Origin of the sequence: Arthrobacter sp. KN11-1C, from assembly GCF_052180225.1 — a bacterium.
Classification (GTDB): Bacteria; Actinomycetota; Actinomycetes; order Actinomycetales; family Micrococcaceae; genus Arthrobacter.
This window is the reverse complement of sequence record NZ_CP197467.1, coordinates 1,182,182-1,200,719: the sequence shown is the minus strand read 5'-3', so window position 1 is coordinate 1,200,719 and position 18,538 is coordinate 1,182,182. Positions and strand designations below refer to the sequence as shown.

20 protein-coding genes are annotated in these 18,538 nt (G+C 64.7%); 6 read left to right on the top strand and 14 right to left on the bottom strand.

Annotated elements, in window-relative coordinates; translation table 11 throughout:
* The first annotated feature begins 183 nt into the window (after positions 1–183).
* Both xseA and ACSBOX_RS05705 read left to right on the top strand, forming a co-directional pair.
* Positions 184–1,467: an exodeoxyribonuclease VII large subunit gene (gene xseA, locus ACSBOX_RS05710; protein WP_442545967.1), complete on the top strand. Its 1,284-nt coding sequence runs from the start codon at positions 184–186 to the stop codon at positions 1,465–1,467.
* Between the two features lie 3 nt (positions 1,468–1,470).
* Positions 1,471–1,728: an exodeoxyribonuclease VII small subunit gene (locus ACSBOX_RS05705; RefSeq protein ID WP_442545171.1), complete on the top strand. Its 258-nt coding sequence runs from the start codon at positions 1,471–1,473 to the stop codon at positions 1,726–1,728.
* On the opposite strand, the gene ACSBOX_RS05700 is transcribed toward ACSBOX_RS05705, so the two are convergent.
* The 7 genes from ACSBOX_RS05700 to ACSBOX_RS05670 form a co-directional block, all read right to left on the bottom strand.
* Entirely contained in the window at positions 1,725–2,579 is an 855-nt protein-coding gene (locus ACSBOX_RS05700) for a PPK2 family polyphosphate kinase (RefSeq protein WP_442545170.1), read from the bottom strand. The genes ACSBOX_RS05705 and ACSBOX_RS05700 overlap by 4 nt on opposite strands.
* 50 nt (positions 2,580–2,629) lie before the next feature.
* Positions 2,630–3,850: a pyridoxal phosphate-dependent aminotransferase gene (locus tag ACSBOX_RS05695; RefSeq protein ID WP_442545169.1), complete on the bottom strand. Its 1,221-nt coding sequence runs from the start codon at positions 3,848–3,850 to the stop codon at positions 2,630–2,632.
* A 142-nt stretch (positions 3,851–3,992) separates the two neighbouring features.
* Positions 3,993–4,937 carry an ABC transporter substrate-binding protein gene (locus tag ACSBOX_RS05690; protein WP_442545168.1) on the bottom strand — a complete coding sequence of 315 codons (945 nt, stop codon included), beginning with the start codon at positions 4,935–4,937 and terminating at the stop codon, positions 3,993–3,995.
* Positions 4,934–5,680, bottom strand: coding sequence for an ABC transporter permease (locus tag ACSBOX_RS05685; protein WP_442545167.1), 747 nt, complete (start codon positions 5,678–5,680; stop codon positions 4,934–4,936). The genes ACSBOX_RS05690 and ACSBOX_RS05685 overlap by 4 nt, the downstream gene beginning before the upstream one ends.
* Positions 5,677–6,387, bottom strand: a complete 711-nt coding sequence (locus tag ACSBOX_RS05680) for an ABC transporter permease (protein WP_442545166.1) — start codon at positions 6,385–6,387, stop codon at positions 5,677–5,679. Before ACSBOX_RS05680 ends, ACSBOX_RS05685 begins: the two co-directional genes overlap by 4 nt.
* Positions 6,387–7,472 carry an ABC transporter ATP-binding protein gene (locus ACSBOX_RS05675; RefSeq protein WP_442545165.1) on the bottom strand — a complete coding sequence of 362 codons (1,086 nt, stop codon included), beginning with the start codon at positions 7,470–7,472 and terminating at the stop codon, positions 6,387–6,389. The genes ACSBOX_RS05680 and ACSBOX_RS05675 overlap by 1 nt, the downstream gene beginning before the upstream one ends.
* A gap of 137 nt (positions 7,473–7,609) precedes the next feature.
* Positions 7,610–8,068, bottom strand: a complete 459-nt coding sequence (locus ACSBOX_RS05670; RefSeq protein ID WP_078108257.1) for an NUDIX hydrolase — start codon at positions 8,066–8,068, stop codon at positions 7,610–7,612.
* A 56-nt stretch (positions 8,069–8,124) separates the two neighbouring features.
* On the opposite strand from ACSBOX_RS05670, the gene ACSBOX_RS05665 reads away from it, so the two are divergent.
* Positions 8,125–9,168, top strand: a complete 1,044-nt coding sequence (locus ACSBOX_RS05665) for a pirin family protein (RefSeq protein WP_442545164.1) — start codon at positions 8,125–8,127, stop codon at positions 9,166–9,168.
* A 123-nt stretch (positions 9,169–9,291) separates the two neighbouring features.
* On the opposite strand, the gene ACSBOX_RS05660 is transcribed toward ACSBOX_RS05665, so the two are convergent.
* Together ACSBOX_RS05660 and ACSBOX_RS05655 are read right to left on the bottom strand one after the other, a co-directional pair.
* Positions 9,292–10,206, bottom strand: coding sequence for an N-acetylglucosamine kinase (locus ACSBOX_RS05660; protein ID WP_442545163.1), 915 nt, complete (start codon positions 10,204–10,206; stop codon positions 9,292–9,294).
* 33 nt (positions 10,207–10,239) lie between these two features.
* Entirely contained in the window at positions 10,240–11,232 is a 993-nt protein-coding gene (locus ACSBOX_RS05655; protein ID WP_442545162.1) for a LysR substrate-binding domain-containing protein, read from the bottom strand.
* A 109-nt stretch (positions 11,233–11,341) separates the two neighbouring features.
* Between ACSBOX_RS05655 and ACSBOX_RS05650 the strand changes: the two genes are divergently transcribed.
* Positions 11,342–12,598 (top strand): MFS transporter, encoded by a 1,257-nt coding sequence (locus ACSBOX_RS05650; RefSeq protein WP_442545161.1) that lies wholly within the window; start codon positions 11,342–11,344, stop codon positions 12,596–12,598.
* Positions 12,599–12,644: 46 nt separating this feature from the next.
* Here the strand turns inward: ACSBOX_RS05650 and ACSBOX_RS05645 are convergent, their stop codons facing one another.
* Both ACSBOX_RS05645 and ACSBOX_RS05640 read right to left on the bottom strand, forming a co-directional pair.
* Entirely contained in the window at positions 12,645–13,616 is a 972-nt protein-coding gene (locus tag ACSBOX_RS05645; protein WP_442545160.1) for an MIP/aquaporin family protein, read from the bottom strand.
* Between the two features lie 135 nt (positions 13,617–13,751).
* Positions 13,752–14,915, bottom strand: a complete 1,164-nt coding sequence (locus ACSBOX_RS05640; RefSeq protein WP_442545159.1) for a trans-sulfuration enzyme family protein — start codon at positions 14,913–14,915, stop codon at positions 13,752–13,754.
* Between the two features lie 131 nt (positions 14,916–15,046).
* Here ACSBOX_RS05640 and ACSBOX_RS05635 point away from each other — a divergent pair, with 131 nt between their 5' ends.
* Positions 15,047–15,550, top strand: a complete 504-nt coding sequence (locus tag ACSBOX_RS05635) for an Lrp/AsnC family transcriptional regulator (RefSeq protein ID WP_078108298.1) — start codon at positions 15,047–15,049, stop codon at positions 15,548–15,550.
* Positions 15,551–15,579: 29 nt separating this feature from the next.
* On the opposite strand, the gene ACSBOX_RS05630 is transcribed toward ACSBOX_RS05635, so the two are convergent.
* The 3 genes from ACSBOX_RS05630 to ACSBOX_RS05620 all read right to left on the bottom strand — a co-directional run bounded on the left by ACSBOX_RS05630 (position 15,580) and on the right by ACSBOX_RS05620 (position 17,799).
* Positions 15,580–15,807 (bottom strand): 2-nitropropane dioxygenase, encoded by a 228-nt coding sequence (locus ACSBOX_RS05630; protein WP_442545158.1) that lies wholly within the window; start codon positions 15,805–15,807, stop codon positions 15,580–15,582.
* Positions 15,804–16,469: an ArsR/SmtB family transcription factor gene (locus tag ACSBOX_RS05625; RefSeq protein WP_442545157.1), complete on the bottom strand. Its 666-nt coding sequence runs from the start codon at positions 16,467–16,469 to the stop codon at positions 15,804–15,806. The genes ACSBOX_RS05630 and ACSBOX_RS05625 overlap by 4 nt, the downstream gene beginning before the upstream one ends.
* 91 nt (positions 16,470–16,560) lie before the next feature.
* Complete coding sequence (locus tag ACSBOX_RS05620; RefSeq protein ID WP_442545156.1) at positions 16,561–17,799, bottom strand: MFS transporter; 1,239 nt, start codon at positions 17,797–17,799, stop codon at positions 16,561–16,563.
* 169 nt (positions 17,800–17,968) lie between these two features.
* Between ACSBOX_RS05620 and ACSBOX_RS05615 the strand changes: the two genes are divergently transcribed.
* Positions 17,969–18,529: an Lrp/AsnC family transcriptional regulator gene (locus tag ACSBOX_RS05615; protein ID WP_442545155.1), complete on the top strand. Its 561-nt coding sequence runs from the start codon at positions 17,969–17,971 to the stop codon at positions 18,527–18,529.
* Positions 18,530–18,538: the final 9 nt, after the last annotated feature.

The window sequence follows — 18,538 nt, the reverse complement described above, 5'->3', positions numbered from 1 at the left end:
CCCCTTAGCAAAGTACCAGCGAGGACGGAACCATGCACAAGCCACCCGCAGGAGGCTACCCGCGTGTCCCATGATGCCCTACCCGGCGGCGCGCCGCGGGCGTTGCCGATTTCGGGGCTTCCCGACGCCGGAGCCCAGGAAGAGGCGTCCTCCGGGGAAGAATCCACGAAGGCAGAGTCGACCCTGCCCGCGACGGCGTCGGAGACTACTCCCGACAATCCTTGGCCGCTTCAGCTGCTGTCCCGCAAGCTCAAGACCCACATAGAACGCGCCCCGGCAGCGTGGATCGAGGGCCAGGTCATCGAACTCAACCGTCGCGGAAGCAGCGCTTTCGTGACGCTGCGGGACACCGACGCCGAAATCTCCTTGCCGGCGTCCCTGTGGTCCAACGTCCTGGACCGCCAGAAGATGCCCCTTGAGCGAGGCTCGCGCGTCGTGGCCTTGGTGAAACCCGAATTCTGGCTCAAGACCGGTCGGCTCAACATGTCCATCAAGGACATCCGCCCGGTCGGCCTCGGCGATCTCCTCGCGAGGATCGAGCGCTTGCGCCAAGCCCTTGGCGCCGAAGGGCTGTTTTCGGACTCGAGGAAGAAACGGCTGCCCCTCCTCCCCCATCGGATCGGGCTTATCACGGGCCGCGATTCGGACGCGAAGAAGGACGTTCTACGCAACGCGGCCCTTCGCTGGCCCGCCGTCGAATTCGCCGTCCGGGAGGTCGCAGTCCAGGGCGTGACCGCGGTCAACCAGATCCTGGCTGCGCTCAAGGAACTCGACGCCGACCCGCACGTGGATGTGATCGTGATCGCCCGCGGCGGCGGAGCCCTGGAAGATCTGCTTCCATTCAGCAACGAGGAACTCGTCCGGGCAGTATCCGCGGCCACCACTCCGGTGGTCAGCGCTATTGGCCACGAAGCAGACCACCCCATCCTGGACGATGTTGCCGACCTTCGCGCTTCCACGCCCACCGACGCCGCGAAGAGGATCGTCCCTGACGTCGTCGAGGAATTGGCGACGGTACGTCAGGCCCGCGAGCAGCTACGCCGCGGCGTCGGCCGCCTGGTGGACCGCGAAACGGATCGACTCCACGCGTTGAGATCGCGACCTGTGCTGGCGTCACCCGAGGGAATGGTCACGGCACGGGAAGAGGACATCGAACGCCTCCGGAAACATGCCCACACCGCGGTGAGCTCCGCGGTTGTGCGCGCCCTTGACCAAGTGCATCACCTCCGCGCCCAGGTAAGGGCGTTGTCCCCCCAAAAGACGCTCGACCGCGGGTACGCCGTCGTCCAGGTTGCCGGGGCGGACGGGGTGGGCCACGACGTCGTCCGGAGCCCGGACCAAGCCCCCGAAGGCACTGGACTGACCCTCCGTCTGGCGGAAGGCCGCCTTGCCGCCGTATCTTCCGGATCCGCCGAATCGTCCGGAACTGCCGGACACCCGAGCAAGCACCAGCAAAATGAGGACTAAGAAATGACAGCAGAAAACACCTCCCCTGCGGCCAAGGCTCCCGCTGACAACCTCGACGCCCTCAGCTACGAGGAAGCCCGTGAGCAGCTCATGGCCGTGGTGGGCCGCCTTGAAGCCGGCGGAGCGAGCCTTGAGGAATCACTGGCCCTCTGGGAACGCGGCGAGGCGCTCGCGAAGCGCTGCGAGGAGTGGTTGGAGGGCGCCCGCAGAAGGCTGGCCGCGGCCCGGAGCAAGGGCGAGGACAGCCCGACCGCCGGCTAGGACCGGACGGCCAGGGCCCGTTCCGCCGATACGTCGAAGTCGGCAGCGGGCCATGCCAGGTCCAGCTTTTCGAGCGCCTCCAGGAGGAGTTCCTGGACAGCGATCCTGGCAAACCATTTCTTGTTCGCCGGAACCACATACCAAGGTGCCACGTCGGTTGAGGTTTTCTCGAAGACGAGTTGGTAGGCGTCCATGTAGGAGTCCCAGAACGCGCGTTCCTTGAGGTCGCCGGTGCTGTACTTCCAGTGCTTGGAGGGGTCGTCCAAGCGTGCAAGCAGGCGTTCCTTCTGTTCATCGCGGCTGATGTTGAGCATGACCTTGACGATCGCCGTGCCTTGTTCGGCGAGGCGTGCCTCGAACTCGTTGATGGCGGCATAGCGCCGTTCCAGTTCGGCCTCATTGGCCCAACCGTGCACCCGGTGAATCAGCACATCCTCATAGTGCGAGCGGTCAAAGACCCCGACGAATCCGGCGTCAGGAAGGGACCTCTCGACCCTCCAGAGGAAATCGTGGGCTTTCTCCTCGTCCGTTGGAGCCTTGAACGGAGCAACCTTCACTCCCTGGGGATCCATGGACCCCACGACGTGCTCGACAATCCCGCCCTTGCCGGCAGTATCCATGGCTTGGAGGATCAGCAGCACCCGTTTGGACGATCCGAACTTTCCCTCCGCAAAGAGCATCTCCTGCAGTTCGTCCAAGCGCTCGTCCTGGGCGGCAAGCAACGCGACACCGTCAGACTTCTTCCCTTTGTAGCCCGGCGTCGATTCCGGGTCCACTTCGGACAGCAAGAAGCCCGGCCCGGCCTTCAGTTCCTTTGACGGACTGTGCTTGAAACGCACTGCAGCGGCCATGTCGGCTTCTCCTCTGGTCTGGCCGCATTCGTCGCGGCGTGCACAACAGGCTAGTTCCCTTGGTACCGCCCCAGGAAGTCCGCCATGCGGCCGATCGCTTCTTCAATATCCTTGACGTTTGGCAGGGTCACCATGCGGAAGTGGTCCGGACGCACCCAATTGAAGGCCCGTCCGTGGGAGACGAGGATCTTCTGTTCCCTGAGAAGGTCGAGGACGAATTTCTCGTCGTCGCGGATGTGATAGACCTCAGGGTCCAACTTCGGGAACAGGTAGAGGGCTCCCCTGGCCTGTTGTGTGCTCACGCCGGGGATGGCATTGAGCAGGTCGTAGGCCTTGTTCCGCTGTTCAAGGAGCCTGCCGCCGGGCAGGATGAGATCGTTGATGCTTTGGTGGCCGCCGAGGGCGGTCTGGATGGCATGCTGTGCTGGCACGTTGGCGCACAAACGCATGTTGGCGAGCAGGTTGATGCCCTCGAGGTAGTCTGCTGCGTCCTTCTTGGGACCGGAGATAGCCATCCAGCCGGCACGGTAGCCGCACACCCGGTAGGCCTTGGACAATCCGCTGAACGTCAGGCAGAGGACGTCGTCGCCGGTGAGCGCGGCAAGGTTCACATGGACAGCGTCTTCGTAGAGGATCTTCTCGTAGATCTCGTCGGCGAACACCACCAGGCCGTGCTTTTCGGCCAGGGCCACGATCTTCTTAAGGGTCTCCTCCGGATACACCGCACCCGTGGGGTTGTTGGGGTTGATGACCACGATGCCCTTGGTTTGCGGCGTGATCTTGGATTCCATGTCCTCAAGGTCCGGCTGCCAGCCCGATTCTTCGTCACACAGATAGTGGACCGGACGGCCACCGGCGAGTGCTACCGAGGCGGTCCAGAGCGGGTAGTCGGGAGTGGGAATGAGGATCTCATCCCCCACTTCCAGCAAGGCCATGAGCGACATGGTGATCAGCTCGCTGACGCCATTGCCAAGGTAGATGTCGTCAACGTGGATGTTTTGGATGCCACGGGTCTGGTAATACTGCGAGACGGCGGTACGGGCCGAGAAAATTCCGCGCGAATCGCTGTAACCCTGGGCATGGGGCAGATGGCGGATCATGTCCACCAAAATCGCGTCCGGCGCTTCAAATCCGAACGGTGCCGGGTTTCCGATATTCAGTTTGAGGATGCGGTGACCCTCTGCCTCCATCTGCTGGGCGGCCTGAAGAATCGGTCCACGGATGTCGTAAAGGACATTATGAAGCTTGGTGGACTGCTTGAATTCTGCCATTCATCAAATATGCCACACCGGGGATGTACTTCCGTTGAGACATCACTCACATTGACGACGACGGCGGCGAGGCCCCCACAAGGGTTCCTCGCCGCCGTCGTCCTTAGCCGTGGCCTCCGCCGCCGGGCACTGCTTGGGAAAGTTACTTCACGATCCCCTTGTCCTTGAGCCAAGCGGCTGCAGCATCCTTGGGATTCTGCTTCTGGTTGCCGCTCACGGCGCGGTTGAGGTTGATGAGGTCGTCCGTGGTCAGGATTTTGGACACGTTGTTGAGCGCTGCCTTCGCCTTGTCCGTCATCTTGGCCATGTTGTACAGCGGGAGGACCTGCTGGGCCTTGAAGTTGTTCTTGGGGTCATCCAGGACCACCAGCGCGTTGTCCTGGATGGACGGCGTGGTGGTATAGATGTCGGCAACCTGGACGTCGTTGGACAGCAGCGCCTGCAGTGTCAGGTTGCCGCCTCCGTCGCTGAACGGCTTCAGGCCTTTGAGAACGCAGTTGTAGTTGGCCTTGAGGCCCGGGAGCCCGTAGGCGCGGGTCTCAAAGGTTGCCGGTGCCGCAATCGTGAAGTCCCCACAGTTCTTGGCGAGGTCTTCGATGGACTTGAGCTGGTACTTCTCCGCCGTGGCCTTCGTGACAACCATGGCGTCCTTGTCTTCGGCCTTGGCGGGGTCGAGTACTCCCAGGCCCTGCGGAAGCTTGCCGGGAAGCGCCTTGTAGACGTCATCGGCCGAGACCTGCGAGGCATTGGTGTCCAGGTAGGACAGGAGGTTGCCCGAATAGTCGGGGGCGAGGTCGATTGAACCGTCCTGGACAGCCTTGAAGTAGATCTCGCGGGATCCGATATTGGGCTTCGTCGTGGCGGTGACGCCGGCGGCGTTCAGTGCTCCGGCGTAGATTTCGGCGATGACCTGGCTCTCGGGGAAATCTGCCGAGCCCACGACCAGCGAGCCACCGGCCCCGGAGGGAGCGTTGGTGGACGGGCTGGACAGCGGGCTGCCGCCACATGCGCTCAATGCGAGCGCAATGCCGACTCCGGCCGCCAGGCCGCCGAGCCCGCGGCGGGTCAGGGTGACGGGTTGCTTCATGCGGTACCTCCTTGAACGGCAGCCCCCGCTGGTGCGGTGGCTGCGAGATCTCCGGCGGCCTTGTGGCCGCCGTTGGAATCGATGGAAAGTCCGGGCGGGAGGAGGATCCTCTGCGCCAAGGCCAGAACGAGGTCGACGGCGATTGCCAGCGCCGCGATGAGCAGTGACCCGCCGAGCATGCGGGGGAAGTCCTGAAGGACCAATCCGTCAAAAAGATAACGCCCCAGGCCGCCCAGCGGAAGATATGCCACCACGGAAACCGTTGCGATAACCTGCAGGACCGCCGTGCGGATGCCGCCGAACATGACTTGAAGTCCGTTGGGCAGCTCCACACGGAACAGGATCTGGAGTTCTGTCATGCCCATGGCACGGGCACCGTCAACCACCGTCGGATCCACGCTGGAAATCCCTGCGTAGGTCCCGGCCAGGAGGGGCGGTACCGTCAGGATGACCAGGGCCCAGACGGGTGGCATCAGACCGCTCCCGGCCAACAGGGCGAAGAGTACGAGCAGGCCAAGGGTGGGAAGGGCCCGCAAAGCGCCGGCGAACGCCACGGCAACGACGCGCCCGTGTCCGGTGTGGCCGATGAAGAGACCCACCGGCACGGCGATCGCCGCGGCAATCACCAGGACCAGCCCCGAGTACTGCAGGTGTTCCAGGAGCCTCGTGGCGATTCCGTCGCTTCCCGACCAGTGGGCCGGATCCGTGAGCCACGCGATGGTGTCAACGAAGATGTTGCTCATCGGCCTGCCTCCGCGTGGACCGGGGCATCAGCGATGAACTGCACTGTTTTGCCATCCTGCTTGGCGGTGACCGCACCGGCGCGCGTCCAGGGCGTCAGCAGTTTCTCCAGAAGGACCAGGACGGTGTCCATGACGAGGGCCAGCAGGAGGATCGCGATGATGCCGACCACCACCTCTGTGACGAACGCCCGCTGCAGCCCGTCGGTGAACAACATTCCCAGGTTCCCGACCCCCAGGAGCGCGGCGACACTCACAAGGGAGATATTGCTGACGGACACCACGCGAAGGCCCGCAAACAGCACTGGCAGGGACAGCGGAAGGTCGATCTGCAGGAATCGTGCGGTCGGCTTGAATCCCATGGACACAGCCGCCATGCGGAGGTCGTCGTCCACGGAATCGAAGGCGTCCATGGCGGCCCGCACCAGCAGGGCAACGGCATAGAGGGTGAGGGCGACCACCACATTGAGCGGATCCAGGATCCGGGTTCCCAGGATCGGCGGCAGGATGATGAAAAGCGCCAAGGAAGGAATGGTGTAAAGCAGCGAACTTCCCGTGGTGACCACTGCCCTGAGGGTACGGTTCCGCCGGGCCAGCTGCCCCAAGGGCACCGCGATGAGCAGTCCCAAAACCATGGGAATCAAAGCCAGGATGAGGTGCTCTCCGGCCCGTTCGAAGACCATGCCGCTGTTCGCCAGGAACCATTCCATCAGGGGGCGTCCTCCCGGTTGTGCCGGGTCACTTCGATCAGGGCCAGCACTTCATCGGCTTTGAGGACGCCGACGAGCCTGCCGTCGTCGTCAACCACCACGCCAAGGCCGGAAGGCGAGGACAAGGCGGCATCCAGCGCCCGGCGGAGCGTATCCCCGCGCCGGAACAGGGAGCCTCCGGGAATCAGCCCGGCACCGTCGCGTGGCGAGGCCCAACCCGTGGGCCGGGAGTCGCCGTCGAGCACCAAGGCCCATTCGGTGCTCCCCGCGGCAACCTGCGGGACCTCCACCGTCTTGACCGGATGGACCGGAACAGCTTCGGCGCCGTTGAAGGCAAGGTGCCGGAATCCCCTGTCGCGGCCCACGAACGAGGCGACGAAGTCATTGGCAGGGGCCCGGAGGATCTCTTCCGGTGCCGCGTATTGCGCCAGTTTGCCCCCGACGGCGAAGACGGCCACTTTGTCGCCGAGCACGGTGGCCTCGTCGATGTCGTGGGTCACGAAAACAATGGTCTTGGCCAGTTCGCGCTGCAGCCGGAGGAGTTCCTGCTGGAGTTCGTCGCGGACCACGGGGTCCACCGCGCTGAAAGGCTCATCCATGAGCAGCACGGGCGGGTCCGCTGCGAGCGCACGGGCTACCCCGACGCGCTGCTGCTGGCCGCCGGACAACTGGGACGGGTACCGCTTGCCGAGGACCGAAGCCAGCCCGACGACGTCGAGCAGCTCTTCCGCGCGTTTGCGGGCTGCAGCCCTGGAAACGCCGTTGAGCCGCGGAACGGTGGCAATGTTGTCCAGGACCGAACGGTGCGGCATGAGTCCCGAAGACTGCATGACGTAGCCCATGGAGCGGCGCAACTGGGCGGCCGGTTCGTTCGAAACATCCTTGCCGTCCACGGTGATGGTGCCCGAGGTGGGATCCACCATGCGGTTGATCATCCGCAGGGACGTGGTCTTTCCGCAACCCGAAGGCCCGACGAAAACGGTGATGGCACCTTTGTCGATGGACATGCTCAATCCATCCACGGCGGGTTGCCCACCCTGATACTGCTTGGTGACGCTCTGGAACTCAATCATGGCTTCAGCCATTCCGGGGCTTACCTAACTTTTCGGGCCGCAAATATCAACGATGGAAGTCAATCAACAGTGAACTGATGTTCTACAGCCTAACCAGCACCACCGACGATGTCAGCGCAGGCGCGAAGACCGTAATGAATCGGCAATGCTCAGGGCGACTGCAGTTTTCCGTTGAGGGGCCGCTCGCTATGGAGGCGGAGGCCGATGTCCACCAGGGATACCCGGTTCAATCCGGGAACCTTGCCCAGCGGAACCCATGCGGCGTGGGTGGTGCTGCCGTCTATTTCGTGGGTCAATTCCCCGCCCGTGATGCTCGCCTCGTAGACCAGCCGGATGGCCTGGAAATCACGGTCGGATCCGTCCATCCGCTCTTCACCCGGCCAGTGGCCGACGTCGATTCCGAGCATCGGCCCGATATCGGCGTCGTATCCGGTTTCCTCCTGGATCTCGCGGCGACAGCCGTCCACGGGATGTTCCCCCAGGTCCAGGCCTCCCCCGGGAAGGGTCCAGCCTTCCTTGCCGTCTTGCTTCCAATAGGCGAGGAGGATCGCTCCGTCGCGGATGACCACTCCGTACGCGGCCGGGCGGGTGTCGAACTGGATGCTCATGGAGCCAGCCTAGGCCTAAGCTGGAGGGAACACCGTTCAGCACAGGGAGTTGTATTGTGACCAACTTGGAAACGGCCCCGTCGCAGGAAGTCTGCCCGGCCGGACATCCCGGGCAAGGACCCTTTGTGCAGCTCTGGCCGGCCCGCGAGGTTCCCCTCGGCGGCGTCCGGGCCATGAATGTCTCCCGCACCCTCCCCCAACGCGGCATGCCGACGGTAGGAGCATGGTGTTTCCTCGACAGCTTCGGCCCGGATCGCGTCGCGATGAGCGTTCTTCCGCACCCGCACATGGGATTGCAGACGGTCACGTGGCCCCTCGACGGCGAGGTGCGGCACCGCGACAGCGTCGGAAGCGACGTCGTGGTCCGTCCCGGGCAGTTGAACATCATGACGGCCGGCCGCGGCATTTCGCATTCCGAGTTCGGCGTCCTGCCGCCTGGACTCGACCCGGACGCGCCCGACGGCGGCGCTCTCCTGCCGCTGTCCCGGGGCCTGCAGTTGTGGGTCGCTTTGCCCGACGCCGTCCGGCACCGGGCGCCGTCGTTCCAGCAGATCGTCGAGCTGCCGGTGGTCGCCGTGGACAGTTTCACGGCGATTGTGCTCGTGGGTGAATTCGCCGGGCAACGCTCCCCCGCCGTCATGTACAGCCCGATAGTCGGCGTCGAAATCTCGGCATCTGGCCCCGTCGAGCTGCCGCTGAACCCCGATTTCGAGCATGCGGTCCTGGTCTTGGACGGCTCCGCGGTGATCGACGGCCAGGAAGTTGACCCCGGTCCCCTGGCCTTCCTCGGCATGGGCCGGGAATCGCTCCGGCTCGAGGCAGCTCCGGGAACCCGCTTCATGCTCCTGGGCGGCGAACCCTTCGAGGAGGACATCCTGATGTGGTGGAACTTCGTGGGCCGGACGCATGAGGAAGTGGAGCAGGCCCGCGAAGACTGGGAGGCCCAGGCGCTCCTGGACGACGAGGACGCCCGCAATGCCCGTTTCGGTTGGATCCACGGCCACGGGCCCGACGCCGGAGCTGAAGCCGGGCGCATCGCCGCACCACCCATGCCGGGGGTCCAGCTCAAGCCGAGGTCCCGGAACAGGGCTACTGGCTAGGGTTCACGACACCCAAATGGCTTGGGGACACAGAGCAGGGCTCGGGACACCGGTATCCGCGCGTCGCCAGTCTCTCTCGGGGTGCGCTGGCCGTTTGCGCGTCGCACATGGGTCTGTGTCCGGCTAAGGAAGCTCCGCGACAATCCGCGGCACACCGAAAACGGGTTCCTGGTCCAGGACGCGCACATCGGTGATTCCATGTGCGGCCAGCCCCGCCCGGAAAGCGGACTGCAAGGGCTCCACGTTCATGCCGAGCCCGCCGCCCAAAATCACTGGTCCGGGGAGGCCGAGTTGCCGGACGGCCTGCGCTGCGAGCTCCGCGAGATCCCGTCCTGCCTGGTCCAGGAGTTGCCGGCTGATCTCGAGCCCCTCGCGGGCAGTCTCGACCACGGCGCTTGCGCGCTGTGCCCAGTACCGCCGGTCCGTGTCCTCCGAATGGAAAAGCGCGATGAGTTTGTTGGGATCGTCCACCCCGCAGGATTCCAAAAGGGCCGCTGTGAGGCCATCCGGTTCCAGCCCCTTGTTCATCCGGCGGAGGCTGTGGCGCACCGCCTCCCTGCCCAGCCAGTAGCCGCTGCCTTCGTCGCCCAGGAGAAAGCCCCAGCCGCCGGCACGGGCTTCTTCCCCCTCGGCGTTCTTTCCCCAGGCCGCGGATCCGGTCCCGGCAATGACAGCCACTCCTGTGCTGGCCCGCCCTGCCGCCAGCAGCAAACGGGAATCGTGGACCACCGTGACCTGGGCGCCCGGAACATGGGGTTCGATCAGCTCGGCGAGGGCACGGGCATCGGCGTCGGTGTCGATTCCGCCGGCCCCGGCCAGGACGCGGTCAACGTCGCCGCCACCGATCATGGCGAAGAGCTCGGCGAGATTCCTGGCCGCCGTCTCCCGGCTCACGTTCTGGACGTTGGAGCTGCCGGTGCTTTCGTCACGGACCGGCTTGCCGTCCTCGAATCGGACACCGCGGGTCTTCGTACCACCGATGTCGAGCCCGATGACCGTTACATCGGGCAGGGGCGTCGTGTTCTCTGCAGTCTCCACGTCCAAAAGCCTAGCGCGGGCCGCTTGGTGCTCCTATTGACTTCCGGACCGCGGCTCGCTTCCGGACCGCGCCCTGACCAGCCCTGCGAGCAGCCCCGGCCCTTCGGACAGGACGAGTTCGCGGAAAAGCCTGACGGGGTCCGGTTCTTTGCGCCGTTCGCGCCAGGCTATCCCTATCTCCCGGTATGCGAGTTCCGAGTCGAGCGGTACCTCCACCCACCCCAGGTCGGTGGAATCCAGGACCCCTTGAGGTCCCGGACCCAGTCCCCCGGGCGGCAGGATGCTGTAGCCCAAGCCGGCGGACACCAGCCCGCGGATGGTGTGCGAGTCCTGGCTCTCGAAAGCGACCCTCGGGCGGAAGCCCGCATCCCGGAAGATCGCGTCGGTCAGCGAGCGCAGGCCGAAGCCTGGCCCCATGGAAACGAATGGCTCGTGCTTGAGTTCGGCGAGCCGCACGCTGGGCCGCCGGGCCACTGCATGGCGGTGATGGACCACGAGCCGCAGCGGCTCGCGGTACAGTGCCGCCGAGCCGAGGTTCCTGCCCGGAGCCGCCACGGGTGCCGTCAACGCGAAGTCGGCGTCACCGGCGAGGAGCGATTCAAGGCACGCAGCACGCGCTCCTTGGCTCAGCTCGAAAGCCGTAGTGGGGTGCCGGCTCCGGAACGCGCTCATGAGGAGCGGCAACGTGGCCTCGCCGAAAGTGTGCTGGAAGGTCACGGCGATTCGACCGCGGACAACGTCGGACTCGTGGCGGACCACGTCGAGTCCCGCCTGGAATTCCGCGAGCGCCGCCTCGATGTAGGGAATCAGCGTCTTCGCGGCAGGGGTCAGGCGGACGCCGCGCCCCTCACGGATCAGGAGCTCGGTTCCGACGACGGCGCTTGCCCGGGCCAGCGCCCGGCTCACCGTCGATTGGGGTACTCCGAGCAGTTCGGCTGTCTCGGTGACATGTTCGGTGCGGCCAAGCTCGGCCAGCAGTGGCAGCAACGGGAGTAATTGGACCAATTGCTTGTGTTCGATGTCCATAACTTGTCCACTCTCAGATCGACTGCCGTAAGAATCATCCAAATCTGCTATCAATTCTAAACAACTAATGCATTGGAGTCATCACTTAGGCTCGCCCTACTGTGGAAGGGTGAGTACAAGCGCAGCACCCAGGAACCCCGCCGAGTCCGAAGCGGAAGGCCACCTGAAAGGCTCCACCGCATACCGGCGGATCCTCGCCGGCCTGGCCCTCGCCGGGGTGGCCACCTTCGCGCAGCTGTACTCCACCCAGGCGGTCTTGCCGCTCATGGCGAACGAACTGCACATCACGGCCGCGGAGGCAGCACTCACCATCTCCTTGGCCACGGTAGGCCTCGCGGCTACGGTGCTGCCCTGGTCTTTCGTTGCCGACAAGATCGGCCGCGTGCGTGCGATGGCCATCGGAATCGCGGCGGCCACCGTCCTGGGCCTGCTTGTCCCCCTCGCTCCCACTTTCCCCCTTGTCCTGGCCTTGAGGGCACTGGAGGGCATGGCCCTGGGCGGTATTCCGGCGATCGCCATCGCCTACTTGAATGAAGAAGTCAACAAAGTGCACGCTGCGCTGGCCGCCGGCAGCTACGTCGCCGGCACCACCCTCGGCGGACTGGCCGGCCGCCTGCTCGCGGGACCCATCGGTGAATTGTGGGGTTGGCGGGCCGCAGCTTTCGCGGTCTCCGTCCTGGCGACAGTGTCGGCCGCCCTGTTCCTGCTGCTGGTGCCGAAGCCGCGACGCTTCACGCCACGTTCGGCGGGAGGGTTCCGCGGGGCCATGAAGACGCTGGCGGGCCATTCTTCCAATCCACGGCTGCTGGCCCTCTACGTTCAAGCATTCCTGTTGATGGGTGGATTCGTGGCTGTCTACAACTACCTCGGATTCCGCCTCCACGCCGCGCCCTTCGGACTTCCCGCCACGGTGGTCAGCCTGATTTTCCTGGCCTATTTGTCCGGAACCGTGAGCTCCCGCTGGGGAGCCGGCTTGTCCATGCGCTTCGGCCGCCGCACGGTCATGCTCGCCGGGATCGCGACCATGACGGCCGGCCTTGGACTCACCTTATGGGACAACATCGCCGCCGTTCTGGCAGGCTTGGTGGTCTTCACCGGCGGCTTCTTCGCCGCGCACAGCATTGGAGCAGGCTGGACCGGGACCATCGCGACGAGCGGCCGCGCGCAAGCAGCGTCCTTGTACAACCTCTCCTACTACCTGGGTTCCAGCATCATCGGCTGGGCCGGAGGACTCGCCTTCCAGGCTTTCGGCTGGACGGCGCTCGCCTTGACGGTCATGGCACTGGCGTGCACGACGGCGGTGATCACCGCCGTCGTGCACCGATCCCCGGCGCGCCGGGTCGCCGTCGTCGGCTCCTCCGCGTGACCGTGCGTGCGCCGCACGGTGGATGGGCCCCGGGATTGAGCAATCGCTAGGCTGCCCGCTTCGGTTCGGACGCCGGAGGGATCTCCGCGCCGGTCCGTCCCGGAAGCATGGGTTCTGCCAGCAGGGTGCGTGCATGGAGCACATCCCCGATGAACCAGTCGTAGATCAGCACACCGACCACTCCGCCCACGAGGGGGCCGACGATCGGGATCCAGAAGTACCAACTGAACGACCCGTCCACAGTGCCCGGTAGCGCCGTCTGGCCCCATCCGGCGAGCCACGCAAACAACCGCGGTCCGAAGTCACGGGCTGGGTTGATGGCGTAACCGGCGTTCGCGCCCACGGACATGCCGATCGCCGCCACGGCCAGCCCGATCATGAACGGACCCAGGTTCGCCTGTACGGCCGTGTTGCGCATGTCGATGATGGCCACGACGAACAAGACGAGGAAAGCCGTGCCAACAACCTGGTCCACCAGCGGCCCCACGGGATTCCCATTGAAGTACGGTGCCGGGAACGTGGCGAAAATGGAGTAGGTGGCCAGGCCCTTCGGATCCCCGCGCCCGGTGCCGACAGCCTTGTTATAGGCGTCGATGGCATCGTGGTAGAGCAGGTACACCAGCGCCGCGCCAGCGAAGGCTCCGACAACCTGGGCAAGGATGTATGGGCCTACCTTCTTCCACGGAAACTTCCGCCGCACCGCGAAAGCAAGCGTCACGGCCGGATTGATGTGGGCCCCGCTGACTCCGCCCCCGACGTAGATTGCCATCGTCACGGCGATGGCCCATCCCCACGTGATCAACAACCAATCGCCGGCGGCCATGAAGATCGTGGTGGACGTCGCGGCCCGTCCCGAGCCGGGCAACGCGGCAACTGCCATGGCCACGACGCCGTCGCCGAAAGCGATCAGGACAAACGTGCCGAGGAACTCGGCGAGGAGTTCACCCCAAGTACCACCCAGTTGCTTGAGGCCGCTTCCCTTGCGGACTGCATTCCTTAGTGGACTGACATCACTCATTCCGAGTGCCTCCTTGAGTCATCCGATTCACCTTTGGAAATTGACAACCCCAGCAATTTCATGGTAATGCGAACGACTCAAGGTAACCAGCCGATTGCCTTGGGTAACCAAGGCTCAAATCAGCTCCGGGACACGCTAACGGGTGGACTCGATCGCCTGGACCAGGTCCTCGATGATGTCGGCGGGGTCTTCCAAGCCGATGGAAAGCCTCAGCATGCGCGCCTGGGGCTTGGCCTCCGGGGCCACCGGGCGGTGGGTCAGTCCGGCGGGGTGCTGGATCAACGTGTCGATGCCGCCCAGCGACACCGCGTGCGTGATCAGGCGGACTGCGCCGGGAATGCGTTCCGCATGCTCGGCCGATTCGAGGTCGAAAGCCATCAATGAGCCCGGACCGCTCATCTGCGTGCCCACCAAGTGCAGGGGATCGCACTCGGGAAGCCCCGGGTAGTAAACCTTGGCGACCAATTCGTGGCTCGTGAGCGCAGCCGCGATCTTGTGGGCGTGGTCCTGCTGGGCGCGCACCCTGATGGGAAGGGTCGCCAGGCCCCGGTGCAACAGGTACGCGGGCCATGGAGTCAGAATGCCGCCGGTCACGGCACGGACCCGGCGCAGCCGCGTGGCCCACTCCGCGCTCGTTGCCACGACACCGCCCATGGCATCGCCGTGGCCGCCCAGGAATTTCGTGGCACTGTGGAGCACCATCGCGACGCCGTGCCTAAGCGGTTGCTGGAGAATCGGCGTGGCGAACGTATTGTCCACAAGTACGGGAACGTCTCCGGCGTCGAACACGAGGCGGTTCAGGTCCACGAGGTCCAAGCTCGGGTTCGCGGGGGTCTCCACCACCACCAGGCCGGTGTCCGGACGCAGGGCATCCCGCACGCCGTCGGCCTTGACGAAGGTGACTTGGTTGCCAAGCAGGCCACTGGCCAGCACGTGGTCCGTGCCGCCGTAGAGGGGCCGTACGGCAACCACGTGCGTCTTGCCTTCCGATTGGGCGGCGAGCAGCACCGCGCTGAACGCGGCCATGCCTGAGGCAAAACCGACGGATTGCGCTGCACCTTCGAGCGCCGCTACGCCGTCTTCGAACCTGGCTACCGTAGGATTCCAGAGACGCTGGTACACGGTGCTTTGACCGTCGAGGGGGACGCCTCCCGTGGCCATCTGCTCGTACGCGAGGCCGCCGTCGTGGACTGAAGGCAAAGGCGCAGTGGTTGAAAGGTCGATGGGAACGGCGTGCACGCCTTGTTCCGTGAGTCCGGCCCGGCCCGCGTGGACTGCGAGTGTGTCGATGGCTGTCACAGCTCTCCTTGAATTATTCACCGTTGAATTCGGTAAGTATCTGGCAATAATTCGGAGATTGACAGTGCAAATGAATGGATTGCGCGGAAATTGGCCCCTATGATGAACAGAAAGCACTTTCAGGAGGATCCGTGAGCACCACCCCGAAGAACGTTCGGCCCGTCGGCATCAGCGAGCCTTTGGATGCGATCGACGAACGCATCCTGGCGGCATTGGTTGACGATGCCCGGATCTCCAACAAGCAGCTCGCCGAACTGGTCGGAATCGCACCGTCGACGGCGCTCATGCGCACGCGGTCGCTTTCCGAACGAGGCATCATCGAGGGGTTCGAAGCTGTCCTCAGCCTTCCGGCAATCGGGCGTTCGGTCCAGGCCCTGATCGCCGTGCGCCTGCGCGCCCATGACCGCGACCAGATTGACCGCTTCACAGCCCGGGTTCCCGCGCTTCCCGCAGTGATCTCCACGTTCCACACCTCGGGCTCCGTGGACTACCTTCTGCATATCGCGGTTGCCAACACGGACGACCTTCGCGACTGGGTCCTGGACAACCTCGCGACGGACCCCGTGGTGGGCCACACCGAAACCACCTTGGTCTTTGCCCACATCCAAGGCAACCACGGTCCGCTGCCGGAATAGCGGCCGGCTTGGACGTGGATTAGACCGGCTCAGTGATGCGGCTCGAGTCCCGAGTGTGCGGCCCCCAGGGCGTCCCGGCGCAATTCACCGAGTTCCTGCCGGCGCGTGAGCGCCGCTCGCTGCATGGCCAGCTCGGCCGGAGGAATGTAGCGCCTGCGCTCGGCCCACGAGACCAGGCTCGTTCCGATTCCGGCGGCCGCCGACTCCAAGATGGAGGGCCGGCGATAGGTGCCGCATGATGCGGTGGCAGTGCTCATGATTCTTTCCCTTCGGTGTGTGCCGCGTGCGACTTCGCGTCGCGGGATTTCTTGTCCCCGGCCCATGCCGGGACGCCCAGGATCGGGAATGCGTTGAAGTGGATCTGCACGGGGCGGGCATCGGCCGCCTCGGGTTCGCTCCTGATTTCTTCCAGGAGCTTGCGGGCGAAGGCTTCCATGGAGCGGGAGTAACGGGCGAGCTGTTCGGCTGACATCCGGGCGTTGGCGGTGTTGACGATGGCTGCGTCGAGCCAATCTTCGTCCAGGGAGTCCATTCCGTGTGCCATGAAGTCGGCGAGGACTGCTTGCCTGCTGCGTTCAAATTCGCGGGTTACCAGCCGCGAGGCCTCCTGCGTTGCCGGTGAATGGGCCAACTCGGGCGAGGTGATCTGGATGGCTCCCCTGGGCCGCTCCCACCACCGCTCCCGCGCCGTCCCCTTGCCTTGGACCTCATGGACGAAGTCGAACTTGGCAAGTTGCCGCAGGTGGTAGCTCGTGGCGCCACTGGATTCATCGAGGAGCTCGGCCAGGCTGCACGCGGTCTGCGGCCCATAACGGGACAGCATCTCGAGGATTTGAACGCGCAGCGGGTGCGCGAGCGCTTTGAGGGACGCCGTGTCGACCTTGCGGACGGGGAATTCCTGCTCTTGGGCCGTATCCATGGTGGAAACGCTACTCTTGCAAAGAAACCTTTGCAAGCATTTCTTTGCAAATCAATCTTTGCGAACTCGGCTATGCCGGATGAACTGCGGCTCAGCCCTTCCGGAGCACCCTGCGGAGGGACAGGACGGTGAGCACCGCAGCTGCCAGCCCGCACACCACGGTGAAATAGCTGGCAGCTGCGCTCAAGCCGATGACCGAGGCGGCCAGGCCCAGCCCGATGACCGGCACGGCGCTGCCAAGGTAAGTGATGACATACACGGTGCTGATGATCTGCGCATGCCGGGACGCCTCTACCTTGCTGGCAACGTCATTGAACACGAGCCGGAAGGCGATCCCCTGCCCCACCCCGGCGGAGAGGCTTGCCGCCACCAGCAGCACCGGACTGGACAAAGAGGCCGCCGCGCCGACCAGCACAATGGAGACTCCCAGGACGGCCAATCCAGCGGGCACGGCGAACCGGCCGCGGACTTTCAGCAATTGGCTGAGCGCGGACGCCCCGAGGGTGAGTCCGGCCAGCAGCCCGGTCATGGGGCGGGAATCGGCATGCACGACGACGGCGAAGTAGCCGGGCGCGAGCGAAAGGCAGAATCCGAACACGGCAAAGCTGAGGAATCCCACACTGGAGGCGAGCCAGAACGCTCCCCTGGCTTCCCGCGAAACGGAGGGGCGCCGCGGAGCGAGCACGGTGTAGGGACGCGGGCCTTCGGCAGGCCGAATCGCCGGACGAGCCTTGAGGAGCCACAGCGGGACCAGCAAAAGAAGCAGGACGGCAGCGTGGATGAAGAACGGCGTTGAGGTAGCGCCCGGGAGCAGCGAAAGCAATCCGCCGATGGCGGGACCGGCGGCCACACCTCCGGAGGAAGACAGCAAGGTGAAGCGCGAAGCCCACTCGGGCCGGGACGGAAGCAATTCACGCAAAGCCGCCGAGCTCGCTCCGGTGGCAAGGCCAACGGCGACGCCTTGGAGCATCCGGCCGGCCGAGAGCATCAGGAGATTGTCCGCGTTGGCGAAAACCAGGCCGCCGGCCAAGCCCACGAGAACGGCCAGCACCAGTGCCGCACGCCTGCCGATGTGGTCGGACCAGTGGCCGGCGAGCATCAGCACAGCCACGAGAGCCAGGACGTAGCTTGCAAAGGCAATTGTCACGCCGAGTGAGGTGATCCCCAGTTCCGCCTGAAGCAACGGATAAAGCGGACTCGCCAAGTTGGCACCGACCAGGAGCGTGAACATGACGGCGCCGGCCAAAACCAGCCGCGCCGTGGTGGAAGCATCCCAGCCCCAGCGCCCGGCGGTGGCCTGGCGCATGCGGAGTTCGCTAAAGACAGTCATTTCCGTGCCTTTGCCTCAGCGGCCGTCACGGAACCGGGCTTTGTGGGCCGGGACTGTGCGGCCCAAAATAATTGATGGCAACAGGATGTCGCAAACCTGCCGGATAGATCAGATGTCCATGAAAGAATTGATCAGGACAGTCAAAATTGATGTTTGTCGATGACTAAAAATGATCCGGAGTGATGATTTGAACAGCCTCGATCCGACGGACCTGAAGATCCTGCTGGAGTTGATCCGCGATCCCCGGGTACAGATCGGCGAACTCAGCGAGTCCCTCGGGATTGCGCGCAACACCGCCCAATCGAGGATGCGCCGTCTGGTCCGCTCGGGCGTACTGAACGACGGCGGCCGCGAGGTCGACCTCGAAAAGGTGGGATACGACGTCGTCGGCTTCGTGACCCTGGAGGTGACCCACCGGGAACTCGACGGAGTGATCGGAGCCCTCCGCCGCATCCCCCAGGTCCTCGAGGTGCATGAAATCTCCGGGAGGGGCGATCTCCTGTGCCGGGTGGTGGCCACCGACACGCACAACCTGCAAACCGCGCTTCGCTCCATCCTCAGAACAAAAGGCGTCATCCGCACGGAAACGGTCCTTGCCCTGCACACCCATATCCCCTACCGGACAGAGCCGCTCATCGGCAGGCTCGTGGACGCGGCAGAGACCGCCGGCGCCACCAAACGGGCCAAAACGCAGCTTTCCCCTGATTCGCCGGTCAGCCAAGCCGACTAGGATTCCAGA

Coding starts and splice junctions, on each gene's coding strand:
- ACSBOX_RS05705 (WP_442545171.1), top strand. CDS start 1,471: ATGACAGCAGAAAACACCTCCCCTGCGGCCAAGGCTCCCGCTGACAAC.
- ACSBOX_RS05700 (WP_442545170.1), bottom strand. CDS start 2,579: ATGGCCGCTGCAGTGCGTTTCAAGCACAGTCCGTCAAAGGAACTGAAG.
- ACSBOX_RS05695 (WP_442545169.1), bottom strand. CDS start 3,850: ATGGCAGAATTCAAGCAGTCCACCAAGCTTCATAATGTCCTTTACGAC.
- ACSBOX_RS05690 (WP_442545168.1), bottom strand. CDS start 4,937: ATGAAGCAACCCGTCACCCTGACCCGCCGCGGGCTCGGCGGCCTGGCG.
- ACSBOX_RS05685 (WP_442545167.1), bottom strand. CDS start 5,680: ATGAGCAACATCTTCGTTGACACCATCGCGTGGCTCACGGATCCGGCC.
- ACSBOX_RS05680 (WP_442545166.1), bottom strand. CDS start 6,387: ATGGAATGGTTCCTGGCGAACAGCGGCATGGTCTTCGAACGGGCCGGA.
- ACSBOX_RS05675 (WP_442545165.1), bottom strand. CDS start 7,472: ATGGCTGAAGCCATGATTGAGTTCCAGAGCGTCACCAAGCAGTATCAG.
- ACSBOX_RS05670 (WP_078108257.1), bottom strand. CDS start 8,068: ATGAGCATCCAGTTCGACACCCGCCCGGCCGCGTACGGAGTGGTCATC.
- ACSBOX_RS05655 (WP_442545162.1), bottom strand. CDS start 11,232: ATGGACATCGAACACAAGCAATTGGTCCAATTACTCCCGTTGCTGCCA.
- ACSBOX_RS05645 (WP_442545160.1), bottom strand. CDS start 13,616: ATGAGTGATGTCAGTCCACTAAGGAATGCAGTCCGCAAGGGAAGCGGC.
- ACSBOX_RS05630 (WP_442545158.1), bottom strand. CDS start 15,807: ATGAGCACTGCCACCGCATCATGCGGCACCTATCGCCGGCCCTCCATC.
- ACSBOX_RS05625 (WP_442545157.1), bottom strand. CDS start 16,469: ATGGATACGGCCCAAGAGCAGGAATTCCCCGTCCGCAAGGTCGACACG.
- ACSBOX_RS05620 (WP_442545156.1), bottom strand. CDS start 17,799: ATGACTGTCTTTAGCGAACTCCGCATGCGCCAGGCCACCGCCGGGCGC.
- ACSBOX_RS05615 (WP_442545155.1), top strand. CDS start 17,969: ATGATCCGGAGTGATGATTTGAACAGCCTCGATCCGACGGACCTGAAG.